Genomic DNA, 12,035 nt, shown 5'->3' with positions numbered 1-12,035 from the left:
AGAGATTTTCTGGTCCCTGGGCTTTCTTGTTGTACCGTAAGCCTGCCCGCAGTTACGGATACAGGGTATACAGAATGCGCTCATGGCTTAATGAAAAAACAGCAAGTTCAGCCTTTGTCATTTTATTAGCGTTAATAAGTTTCTCTTTCTCTGCCAAGAAACGTTGATCGTCCGCAAAATACAGCGCGGTAAGATAATCACTATCCAGGATGTTTTTCTCTTCAGCGATCGCAATGACAGACTGGTAACACCCTTTGTCTTTCTTACCCACCCTTTCTTTCAACATACATTCCGGTAGTAAGAGCACCGGGCGCGGATTTTTTTTATTCAGCATTTCATATTGTGAGATGGCACTATCATATTTTCTGTCAGAGACTAGCAGGTTGGCATACATCCGTCTTACGTTAACATTATCAGGGTTTTTGGTAGAGAGCACTTCCAGTCTGTGCAGAACCTCAGCACGCTCCGCCACCGACGATATGACATATTGCTTCATGAGATCCGATGCTTCAGCAGTAGGTTTATCGGCATAAACGGGGGCCGGTTGTAATCCGGATGCGAGTGTAACGATCAGTAGTACGGTGAAGAGAAATATCGGCTTTATCATCGCTCCTCCTTGAACGGTTTAATCTTCATCTTTTTTCTTATATCAGAGGGATGGAAAGTGATACATCGACTCCCGGTCATTATCTATAGATATTTTACGATATAAGGTGATTCACCGCGCGGCAGCACGATAACGATCGAAAGGATAAGCAGACAGGATGGGTGAGATATTCAGGAAGGGCATCATCGTCGTAAAACGAAAAAGGCCGATTCTTTCGAATCGGCCTTTCTCTAAATGCTTGGCGGAACGGACGGGGCTCGAACCCGCGACCCCCTGCGTGACAGGCAGGTATTCTAACCAACTGAACTACCGCTCCACCGATGTTCCCCGTCGGGAACGAGGCGCATATTACGGGGCGGCCTGCGCTGCGTCAACGCTTTTTCTGTGGAATTATCTCAACTGCTCTCTTTTTCACCGAAAGTGCGTTTTCGCCTGCTTTTTAATCACTTATATATCACTGGCATCGATCGGGCGCCATAAACAGCTGCCGCCCTTTTTCTGCACCAGATCAAGACGCGCCTCATGCGCGATCCGCTCTTGCTCGCTGGCACGCACCACGCGCAGCCCCGAGGATGGCCGGGTAATGCGGTGAATGGTTTCGCCATCATCCTGTTCTTCACGATCCCCTTCCATTGAGAAGGTCAGCGAGGTCTGCCCGCCGGTCATGATCAGGAAGACTTCGGCCAGTATTTCGGAGTCAAGCAGTGCGCCGTGCAGCGTACGTTTGCTGTTGTCTATCTCATAGCGTGAGCACAGCGCATCAAGGCTGTTACGCTTGCCGGGGAACATCTTACGTGCCATCGCCAGGCTGTCGGTGATCTGACAGAAGGTTTCGGTTTTGGCAATGCCACGCTGCAGTTTGGCAAACTCATAGTCCATAAAGCCGATATCGAACGACGCGTTATGGATCACCAGCTCTGCGCCATCAATATACGCCAGGAAGTCATCTGCCACCTGAGCGAAGGTGGGTTTATCCAGCAGGAATTCGTCTGCAATACCGTGTACGCCAAAGGCTTCCGGGTCCACCAGCCGATCGGGCTTGAGATACACATGGAAGTTATTGCCCGTCAGACGACGGTTAATCACCTCTACGGCACCAATTTCAATAATGCGATGCCCTTCATAGTGGACACCGATCATGTTCATACCGGTGGTTTCGGTATCGAGAACGATCTGACGTGTTGTATTTACTGTGCTCATAGGACCCGTTTTATGGCAGACTTGGCGTTTTTCTACAGGGAGTCTACCAGAGATGCTTAAGCAGGTAGAAATTTTCACCGACGGTTCGTGCCTTGGCAACCCTGGCCCCGGGGGATATGGCGCGATTATGCGCTATGGCAAGCATGAGAAAACGTACAGCGCAGGTTTCCACCTGACCACCAACAACCGCATGGAAATGATGGCGGCGATTGTGGCACTGGAAGCGCTGACACAGCCTTGTGCGGTGGTGCTGAGTACCGACAGTCAGTATGTTCGTCAGGGAATTACCACCTGGATACATAACTGGAAAAAACGCGGCTGGAAAACCACCGATAAGAAGCCGGTTAAGAATGTCGACCTGTGGAAGCGCCTGGATGCAGCCCTCAGCCACCATGAGATCACCTGGAAGTGGGTTAAAGGTCATGCGGGCCACGTTGAGAATGAACGTTGTGATGAGCTGGCACGCGCGGCGGCCGGGAATCCCACGTCCGACGATGTCGGCTATATTTCCGAGCTTTAAGAGAGAGGGAGGGGCTGACCTTTTTCAGCCAGCCCCTCTACCCGATAAGAACTGGCCTTAGGCGTTATCGTTTATTGCCATCATCCGACCACGTTATCTCAGCGGCCGCCCGCCGCATCAATAAATGTTCCGGTAATGTATGACGCCTCATCACTGAGCAACCAGGCAATCGCGCGCGCGATCTCTTCCGGCTGGCCACCGCGCTGCATCGGAATGCCGGGTGCCAGCCGATCGACCCGCTGCGGTTCCCCCCCGTCCGCATGCATGTCGGTGTAAATAAAGCCCGGACGCACGCCGTTCACTCTGATACCCTGCGCCGCCACTTCCAGCGATAGCCCTTTAGTCAGCGTATCCATTGCCCCTTTTGATGCGGCGTAATCAACATATTCACCCGGTGCCCCCGTTCTGGCGGCCGCCGAGGAAACATTGACAATCGCCCCACCGCTCCCGCCGTGATGGTGGCCCATGCGCTTAACCGCTTCGCGACAGCAAAGAAAACTGCCCGTGACGTTGGTGGCAAAGACCCGGTTAATGCGCTCTGCCGTGAGCTGTTCCAGCGTGGCCTGCTGAAACAGGATACCGGCATTATTGACCAGCGCCGTCAATTGCCCCGGCTGACGGTCGATGTCAGCAAACATCGCCATCACCTGCGCTTCATCAGCGATATCCGCCTGAAGGGCAAAAGCACTGCCTCCCTGCTGCTCAATCATATCCACGACTTCAAGCGCAGCATCGGTGCGCCGGGCGAAGTTGACGGCGACCCGCCAGCCCATTTGTGCCAACAGAATGGCGGTAGCCCGGCCAATGCCGCGACTGCCGCCTGTCACTAATGCGATTTTCATGCTGTTTATCCCATAAAAAAGGGTTGACCGAAACGAAGGTCAACCCTTACAGATTATCCGCCGCTGATCACGATGCGGTTATTCGTATTCGCTCATCGGTACACAGGAACAGAACAGATTACGGTCACCGTAAACATCATCCAGACGTTTCACTGTTGGCCAGTATTTATTCGCGCTCCCGGCCGGGAATACCGCCAGTTCACGCGTATAAGGATGGCCCCACTCGCCGACAATTTCCATCTGGGTATGCGGTGCATTCACCAGTGGGTTATCTTCCAGCGGCCATTCACCCTCGACGACACGGTCAATTTCACTGCGGATCGCCAGCATGGCATCGATAAAGCGGTCCAGTTCGGTTTTGCTCTCTGACTCAGTCGGTTCCACCATCAGCGTACCGGCCACCGGGAATGACATGGTCGGCGCATGGAAACCGTAGTCGATCAGGCGTTTAGCGATATCCAACTCGCTGATGCCGGTCTGCTCTTTCAGCGGGCGGATATCCAGAATGCATTCGTGCGCCACGCGGCCGTCACGTCCGGCGTAGAGGATTGGATAAGCCGATTGCAGACGGTGAGCAATGTAGTTGGCATTGAGGATCGCCACGGAACTCGCCTGCTTCAGCCCTTCCGCACCCATCATGCGGATATACATCCAGCTGATAGGCAGGATGGAGGCGCTGCCAAACGGTGCAGCAGAAACCGCGCCCTGTCCGGTCAGCATGCCTTCAATCTGTACCACACTGTGGCCCGGAACAAACGGTGCCAGGTGCGCCTTGACGCCAATCGGTCCCATACCTGGCCCGCCGCCGCCGTGCGGAATGCAGAAGGTTTTGTGCAGGTTCAGATGCGACACATCTGCGCCGATATAGCCCGGCGTGGTGATCCCCACCTGGGCATTCATATTGGCACCATCGAGATAGACCTGGCCACCAAACTGATGAACGATCTGACAGACCTCACGGATCGTCTCTTCATAAACACCGTGGGTCGACGGGTAGGTCACCATAATGCAGGAGAGCGCGTCGCCCGCCTGTTCGGCTTTCAAACGCAGATCGTGAAGATCGATATTGCCCTGCTTATCACAGGCCACCACGACCACTTCCATGCCCGCCATCTGTGCAGAAGCTGGGTTGGTACCGTGTGCTGAGCTTGGGATCAGGCAGATATTACGCCCCGCTTCATTGCGGCTTTCGTGGTAACGGCGGATCGCCAGCAGACCGGCGTACTCCCCCTGCGCCCCCGAATTCGGCTGCATACAGAGTGCATCGTAACCCGTCAGCTGAACCAGCCAGCGGGAAAGCTGACCGATCATTTGCAGGTAGCCGCCTGCCTGTTCGGCCGGGCAGAACGGGTGCAGTTCGGCAAATTCGGGCCAGGTGATGGGGATCATCTCCGCCGCCGCGTTCAACTTCATGGTGCAGGAGCCAAGCGGGATCATCGCCTGGTTCAGTGCCAGATCTTTACGCTCCAGGCTATGCATGTAACGCATCATCTCGGTTTCGCTGTGATGACGGTTAAATACCGGGTGGGTCAGGATCGCTTCCTGACGGATCATCGCCGCCGGGATCGCCTGCGCGTCGGTATCCAGTGCATCGATATCCAGCCCGTGCTCATTGCCCAGCAGCACAGAGAACAGTGCGGTCACATCTTCACGGGTGGTGGTTTCATCCAGCGTGATGCCCACGGCATTCAGAATGTCGCTGCGCAGATTCATGCCAAAGCTCAGCGCGCGATCCAGCACCGCCGCTTTATCGCTGACTTCGACCGTCAGGGTATCGAACCAGGTTGCATGGCGCAGTTTCAGACCGCGCTGCTGCAAGCCCTGCGCGAGGATATCGGTCAGGCGGTGGATGCGACTGGCAATCCGCTTCAGGCCAACGGGACCGTGGAAAACCGCATACAGGCTGGCAATATTGGCCAGCAGTACCTGCGAGGTACAGATGTTGGAGTTGGCTTTCTCGCGGCGGATATGCTGTTCGCGGGTCTGCATCGCCATACGCAGTGCGGTATTACCGGCGGCATCACGGGATACGCCGATAATGCGTCCTGGCATCGAGCGTTTATGCGCGTCACGCGCAGCAAAGAAGGCAGCATGTGGGCCGCCGTAACCCATTGGCACGCCAAAACGCTGGGCAGAACCGAAGACAATATCTGCGCCCTGTTTACCCGGTGCCTGTAACAGCACCAGCGTCATCATGTCGGCCGCCACGCTCACGACCACTTTGCGGCTTTTCAGCTCGGTAATCAGGTCAGCATAATCATGCACTTCCCCGCCAGTCCCCACCTGCTGTAGCAGCACACCAAAGACATCGTCCAGCTCCAGCACTTTTTCCGCTTTGTCCACCAGCACGTCAAACCCGAAGGTTTCCGCACGGGTACGCACCACATCCAGCGTCTGAGGATGAATATCATCCGCGACAAAGAAACGGTTGGCGTGTTTCAGTTTGCTGACGCGCTTCGCCATCGCCATCGCTTCGGCTGCGGCGGTGGCTTCGTCAAGCAGGGAGGCGGAAGCAATATCCAGCCCGGTGAGATCCAGCGTCAGTTGCTGGAAGTTCAGCAGCGCTTCCAGTCGCCCCTGCGACACTTCCGGTTGATAAGGGGTGTAAGCGGTGTACCAGCCCGGATTTTCCAGCATATTGCGCAGGATCACCGGTGGTGTCAGCACGGGGGTATAACCCATGCCGATATAAGATTTATAGCGTTGGTTCTGCGCTGCAATCGCTTTCAACTCGGCCAGCGCCAGATGCTCCGTCAGCGCATCACCCACCCCGGGCGGGCTGGGAAGCTGGATGTCGGCGGGCACAATCGAGGTTATCAGATCGGTCAGTGAGGCCGCGCCAATAGCATGAAGCATGGCGTCCTGCTGTTCCTGCGAAGGTCCAATATGGCGCTCGATAAATGCACCGTGATGTTCAAGCTGGCTGAGTTTCTGGGTCATGATCGGTCAATCCTGCATCGGGCATAAGTGGTAGGTAAAAATGGCCAACTCGCTAACAAAGCAATATGACATAGCGTTATCGGCGCAGTCAGTTCGGGTGCGGACAGCGCGCAAGAACCGGAGCGTACACAAAGTACGTGAGGATTCAGAGCACTGCCCAATCCCGAAATGACAAGTAAGATAGCTATCCAGCGGATCGCTTATTCAATCAGTCCCTGATAGGCGGCCGCATCTAACAACGTCTCAAACTCGGTATCATCAACCGCTTTGATGCGGAACAACCAGCCATCGGTGTACGGGGAGCTGTTGACCAGTTCCGGCTCTGAATCCAGACCGCTGTTCACTTCCACAATTTCACCACTTAACGGTGCATAAATATCTGAGGCTGCCTTGACTGACTCTGCCACCGCACAGTCTTCGCCCTGGCTGTAGGTGTTGCCCACATCCGGCAGGTCAACAAACACCATGTCACCTAACAGTTCCTGCGCGTGTTCGGTAATCCCAACGGTATAAGTGCCATCGGCCTCTTTACGCACCCATTCATGGCTGTCACGGTATTTCAGTTCTGCTGGTACATTGCTCATCAACATGCTCTCCAAAAATCGTCTTATCTTTATACGCCGCAGAAGTTCTGCGGCGTGGAATCACTATTTTGTCACCGGTTTACCGGCACGAACAAAAACAGGTTTAGTGACGCGCACCGGCATTTCGCGGTTGCGGATTTGCACCACGGCATGTTCACCAATGCCCGCAGGAACACGCGCCAGGGCGATGCTACAACCCAGCGTTGGGGAAAATGAGCCGCTGGTAATAATCCCTTCACGCAGGTTGCCATCGGCATCGGTAAAATGCACTGGCAATGCGTTACGCAGCACGCCTTTCTCCGTCATGATCAGACCCACCAACTGTTCCGTTCCCTTCTCGCGCTGAAATTCCAGCGCTTCGCGGCCAATAAACTGGCGGTCGGTGGGTTCCCAGCTAATGGTCCAGCCCATATTGGCGGCCAGCGGAGAAACCCCTTCGTCCATTTCCTGACCGTAGAGATTCATTCCGGCTTCAAGACGCAGGGTATCGCGCGCGCCCAGCCCCGCAGGTTTCACCCCCGCAGCCAGCAGTTGTTGCCAGAAGCCGACCGCCTGCTCATTGGGCAGGGCAATTTCATAGCCAGACTCCCCGGTGTAACCGGTCGTGGCAATAAACAGTTCGCCGGACTGAACGCCGAAGAACGGCTTCATGCCGCTGACTGCCGCACGCTGTTCTTCATTGAATAAGGTTTGTGCTTTTTGCTGAGCATGAGGCCCCTGTACGGCAATCAGCGAGAGGTCATCACGCTCTGTCAGCAGGACACCGAAGGCCGCTGCATGCTCGCCGATCCACGCCAGATCTTTTTCACGTGTGGCGGAGTTAACCACCAGTCGGAAAAAGTCTTCGCTCATAAAGTAAACAATCAGATCGTCTATTACGCCAGCGGATGCATTGAGCATGGCGGTGTAGAGGGCTTTGCCGGGCTGAGTCAGCCGGGCGACATCGTTGGCCAGCAGATAGCGTAGAAACTCGCGGGTGCGCGCACCACGCAGATCGACGATGGTCATATGGGAAACGTCAAACATCCCGGCATCAGTACGTACCGCGTGATGTTCATCCATCTGAGAGCCGTAGTGAAGCGGCATCATCCAGCCATGAAAATCGACCATGCGGGCACCACTTACATGGTGTTGTTCGAATAACGGGGTCTGCTGAGTCGGGGTTTGCTGAGTCATAGTTTTCCTGTGCCATCCGGTTGCTGACGAGTGTTTTTTACCGCCTGCTGCGGCCAACGCAATCGTTACCTTCGCTACGAACTTACCACTGAAGTTGTCAATTAACCATAAGATAAACGAGGTCGAATTCGCTCTGAGCCAAAAAGGAGCAGAACCCATTTTCTGGTTTTTTCCGCTGGAAAAATGCGTTATCACACACAAAGATGGCAATTAATGGGGAACAGGACAGTTAAAAGACATAGTGATGGCATTCCTGGCCTAAAAAATGACTTCCGCAGAATAGCGATGACATTATTAAAAGTAATGCGAAGTGACAGGAGAAATTAGAATTTTTCAAACGATGTGCAAAAAGGGGGCAACCCTTGCCCTCTGATTGCGCAGCAGGAGAATGACGGAATAACAGGCGTAAAAAAGGGGAGCCTCAGCTCCCCTGCTCTTTCATTCAGCTCAACGCAGCCACTCAGGAAGGTCGTGCAGGCCCATCGCCTGTTTCAACAGACGCGGCTTCACGCCTGGCAGGTTATCTGCCAGGGCAAGACCCACTTCACGCAACAGTTTCTTCGCCGGGTTGTTGCCGTCAAACAACTCGCGGAACCCCTGCATGCTGGCCAGCATCACGGCGGCACTGTGCTTGCGAGTGCGCTCATAGCGGCGCAGATAAAGGTGCTGTCCAATGTCTTTGCCCTGCTGTTGCAGGCGCTTAACCTCACCGATTAGCGCGGCGGCATCCATAAAGCCAAGGTTAACGCCCTGCCCGGCCAGCGGGTGAATGGTATGTGCCGCATCGCCTACCAGTGCCAGACGATGTGCCGCAAAATTACGCGCATAGCGCCCCATCAGCGGGAAGGTTTGACGTTCACTTGAAAGCGTACACAAGCCAAGCTTCATATCGAACGCCACCGATAGCTGCTGGTTGAACACCGCTTCCGGCATCGCCTGTAAGCGCGAAGCCTCCTGCGGCGACAGCGACCAGACAATCGAACAGAGGTGCGGATCGCGCAGTGGTAAGAAGGCCAGAATACCGTCACCGTGAAACACCTGACGGGCGACCGACTCATGGGGCTGCGCCGTGCGGATATTGGCGACCAGCGCATGGTGCTGATAATCCCAGAAGGTCAACGGAATATCGGCTTTGTTGCGCAGCCAGGAGTTGGCACCGTCTGCGGCCACCAGCAACCGGGCGGTCATCATGCTGCCATCCTGCAACGTGACAAAGGCTTCATTATCACCAAATGCTACCTGCTGAAGCTCCGCTGGGGCCACCAGCGTGATATCGCTGAGGCTTTCTGCCCGTTGCCACAACGCCTGGTGAATGACCCGGTTTTCAATAATATGCCCGAGGTGCGCTAATCCCTGCTGCTCATCATCAAAAGCAATATGACCAAAACTGTCACGGTCCCACACTTCCATGCCGTGATAGGCACTGGCACCGGAACTGAGGATCGCATCCCAGACGCCAAGATGCTGCAACAGGCGTTCGCTGGCCGCATTAATCGCAGAAACGCGTAACGCAGGAGGGGCTGCATTATCCAGCGCCTGCGGTATTTCGCGCTCCAGTACCGCAACGCGCAATCCGCTGCCCTGTAGGCCACAGGCCACGGCCAGCCCAACCATTCCGCCACCGGCGATGATCACATCATAGGTTTGCATGACTGCTTTCTCCTCAACGCTTAACCCAGCCCAACGTGCGCTCGGCCAGCAAATTACGTAATGGCGGCAGATGATCCATCGCCATCAGCCCCAGGTTGCGCCCTGCAACCAGCGGCGTATATCGGTTTGCAAACAGTCGGACCAGCCCGTCGGTGATGCCGATCGTGGCCTGCGCGTCCGGCTGACGTCGTTGCTGATAGTGGTTCAGCGTGGCATACGCCCCGACCCCTTGCCCGGCACGCCATGCGGCCGCCAGCGTTTCCGCCAGCGACATGACATCACGGATACCGAGGTTAAACCCCTGACCGGCAATCGGATGCAGCGTTTGTGCCGCATTACCGACCAGCGCCAGTCGATGGGAAATATGCTGCGCAGCGGTTTGCAGTTGCAGCGGATAACTGTCGCGCTGCCCCACCTGGGTGATGCGCCCCAGCCGCCAGCCAAAGGCTTTCTGTAATTCCGTGAGGAAGCGCGCATCGCTCCAGCTATCGACCGCCGCTTTCTGCGCCAGCGGATGGCACCAGACCAGTGAGCTACGCCCCCCGGACATCGGCAGCAGTGCCAGCGGCCCATGTTCAGTAAAGCGCTCAAACGCCTGCCCCTGATGCGGTAATTGGGTCGAGACGTTAGCGATGACGGCCACCTGCTGGTAATCCGCACTTTGCCACTGTAAACCGCAGGCAGCAGCCACACGTGAACGAGAACCATCGGCCGCCACCAGCAGATCGCCCGTCAACCGCTCACCGCTCTCCAGTAACACGCTGACGCTCTCCTGAGTGCGTTCCACCCCGGCGACTTTGTCCGGGCAGCGCAGGGTGATGCCGGATGCTTTTTTCAGACGGGCGAACAGTCGCTGCCCAACTTCATGCAGCTCAACCACCTGGCCCAGCGCCGACACATCGTAGTCAGCCGCCGCCAGCGAGACAAAACTGGCATGCCCGCGATCGCTGACATGCACATCGGTGATCGCGGTCGCAGCCGATGCCAGCACCGGCCAGAGGCCGATAGCGGCCAGTTGCTGACAGGTGCCTTCGGCCAGAGCAATCGCCCGTCCGTCAAAGCCGGGATGGGCACGGCTGGCAGGCTCTGTTCCCTCGACCAGCGTTACCGCCAGTTTTCCTTGCGTCAGGTGTGAGATCGCCAGTGCCAGCGTAGCGCCAGCCATCCCTCCCCCTGCGATAATTATGCTCATGAACGCTTCGCTGCCGCCATCAATGCTTCAATCTCATCGGCATCTTTCACCACCGTATCTGTCAGGTTTTCGTTACCTTCGGCGGTGATAATGATGTCATCTTCAATGCGAATCCCAATACCACGGTACTCGGCGGGTACATCGGCATCTGGCGCAATGTATAAACCCGGTTCGATAGTCAGCACCATGCCCACTTCCAGAATACGGTCCCGGTCCACACCGTAGTCACCCACATCATGCACGTCCAGCCCCAGCCAGTGGCTCAGGCCGTGCATAAAGAACTGACGGTGGGCATTTTCAGCAATCAGCATGTCGACATCGCCATGCAAAATGCCCAGTTTCACCAGGCCGCTGACCATGACGTTAACCGCCGCCGCCGTGACATCACGAATGCTGGTGCCGGGACGATACAGCTCCAGTGAGCGGTAAAGCGCCGCCAGTACAATGTCGTAGATGGCCCGCTGCGGTGCGGTAAATTTGCCCCCCACCGGGAAGGTTCGGGTGATATCGCCCGCATACCCCTGGAGTTCGCACCCGGCGTCGATCAGCACCAGCTGCCCCTCGCGCATCTGACTTTCGTTTTCGGTGTAGTGCAGAATACAGCCGTTATCGCCCGCGCCAACGATGGTGTTGTAGGACGGGAAGCGGGCACCGTGGCGGTTAAATTCGTGATGAATTTCCCCTTCCAACTGGTATTCATACATCCCGGGGCGCGACGTTTGCATTGCGCGCGTGTGGGCCAGTGCGCTGATGCGCCCGGCTTCACGCAGCACCGCCTGCTCTTCAGGTGATTTAATCAGACGCAGCTCATGCACCCATGGGCGCCAGTCGGTCAGCGTCGCGGGCGCAGAGAGGTTCTGTCGTGAGCCACGGCGCAGTGTCTCCAGTGCTTTGAAAACAACGGCGTCAGCAAAGTCATACTGGCCCTGAGCATGGTAAACCACATCCAGGCCGTTCAGCAGCAGATGCAGCTGATCGCCAATGTCATCCCACGGCAGAGCACGGTCAACGGCCAGGGTCGCAGGTGCAGCATCCTGACCCAGACGACGACCAAACCAGATTTCTGCCGTCAGATCCCGTACGCGGTTGAACAGGACGCTGTGATTATGATTGTCAGCGCTTTTAATCAGCAGCAGCGCGGCTTCCGGCTCGTTAAACCCGGTGAAGTACCAAAAATCACTGTTCTGTCGGTAGGGATACTCGCTGTCGTTACTGCGCGTTGCTTCCGGTGCGGCAAAGATCACCGCCGCGCTGGCCGGAGCCATCTTCGCTAACAGCGCCTGACGGCGGCGCAAAAACTCTTGCTGGGTCATTTGACCTCCTG

General features: G+C 56.1%; 10 protein-coding genes and 1 tRNA gene. 1 reads left to right on the top strand and 10 read right to left on the bottom strand.

Annotated features, from left to right (window positions below; all coding sequences use genetic code 11):
- Positions 1-52: 52 nt before the first annotated feature.
- The 3 genes from LJN55_RS04395 to dnaQ all read right to left on the bottom strand — a co-directional run bounded on the left by LJN55_RS04395 (position 53) and on the right by dnaQ (position 1,807).
- The gene (locus tag LJN55_RS04395) at positions 53-607 is read right to left on the bottom strand and encodes a hypothetical protein (protein WP_227535753.1); all 555 of its coding nucleotides are present in this window, start codon (positions 605-607) and stop codon (positions 53-55) included.
- Between the two features lie 239 nt (positions 608-846).
- Positions 847-923 (bottom strand) — tRNA-Asp (locus tag LJN55_RS04390).
- Positions 924-1,054: 131 nt separating this feature from the next.
- A complete protein-coding gene (gene dnaQ / locus LJN55_RS04385; RefSeq protein WP_227535752.1) occupies positions 1,055-1,807 on the bottom strand; it encodes a DNA polymerase III subunit epsilon in 753 nt (250 codons plus the stop codon).
- Positions 1,808-1,859: 52 nt separating this feature from the next.
- Between dnaQ and rnhA the strand changes: the two genes are divergently transcribed.
- A complete protein-coding gene (gene rnhA, locus LJN55_RS04380) occupies positions 1,860-2,327 on the top strand; it encodes a ribonuclease HI (protein ID WP_133846189.1) in 468 nt (155 codons plus the stop codon).
- A gap of 98 nt (positions 2,328-2,425) precedes the next feature.
- On the opposite strand, the gene LJN55_RS04375 is transcribed toward rnhA, so the two are convergent.
- The 7 genes from LJN55_RS04375 to pepP form a co-directional block, all read right to left on the bottom strand.
- Positions 2,426-3,169: an SDR family oxidoreductase gene (locus LJN55_RS04375; RefSeq protein WP_212813763.1), complete on the bottom strand. Its 744-nt coding sequence runs from the start codon at positions 3,167-3,169 to the stop codon at positions 2,426-2,428.
- A 78-nt stretch (positions 3,170-3,247) separates the two neighbouring features.
- Positions 3,248-6,109: an aminomethyl-transferring glycine dehydrogenase gene (gene gcvP, locus LJN55_RS04370; protein WP_227535751.1), complete on the bottom strand. Its 2,862-nt coding sequence runs from the start codon at positions 6,107-6,109 to the stop codon at positions 3,248-3,250.
- Positions 6,110-6,309: 200 nt separating this feature from the next.
- Positions 6,310-6,693: a glycine cleavage system protein GcvH gene (gene gcvH / locus LJN55_RS04365; RefSeq protein WP_133846186.1), complete on the bottom strand. Its 384-nt coding sequence runs from the start codon at positions 6,691-6,693 to the stop codon at positions 6,310-6,312.
- A gap of 63 nt (positions 6,694-6,756) precedes the next feature.
- Entirely contained in the window at positions 6,757-7,869 is a 1,113-nt protein-coding gene (gene gcvT, locus LJN55_RS04360; protein ID WP_159337598.1) for a glycine cleavage system aminomethyltransferase GcvT, read from the bottom strand.
- Positions 7,870-8,316: 447 nt separating this feature from the next.
- Positions 8,317-9,519, bottom strand: a complete 1,203-nt coding sequence (gene ubiI, locus LJN55_RS04355) for an FAD-dependent 2-octaprenylphenol hydroxylase (RefSeq protein WP_227535750.1) — start codon at positions 9,517-9,519, stop codon at positions 8,317-8,319.
- 13 nt (positions 9,520-9,532) lie between these two features.
- Complete coding sequence (gene ubiH, locus LJN55_RS04350) at positions 9,533-10,711, bottom strand: 2-octaprenyl-6-methoxyphenyl hydroxylase (RefSeq protein WP_133846183.1); 1,179 nt, start codon at positions 10,709-10,711, stop codon at positions 9,533-9,535.
- Positions 10,708-12,024 carry a Xaa-Pro aminopeptidase gene (pepP, locus tag LJN55_RS04345; protein WP_133846182.1) on the bottom strand — a complete coding sequence of 439 codons (1,317 nt, stop codon included), beginning with the start codon at positions 12,022-12,024 and terminating at the stop codon, positions 10,708-10,710. Before pepP ends, ubiH begins: the two co-directional genes overlap by 4 nt.
- Between the last annotated feature and the right edge of the window lie 11 nt (positions 12,025-12,035).

Origin of the sequence: Erwinia rhapontici (assembly GCF_020683125.1) — a bacterium.
GTDB lineage: Bacteria > Pseudomonadota > Gammaproteobacteria > Enterobacterales > Enterobacteriaceae > Erwinia > Erwinia rhapontici.
Note: the sequence above shows the minus strand (reverse complement) of the source record. Positions and strands in the feature narration are given on the sequence as shown.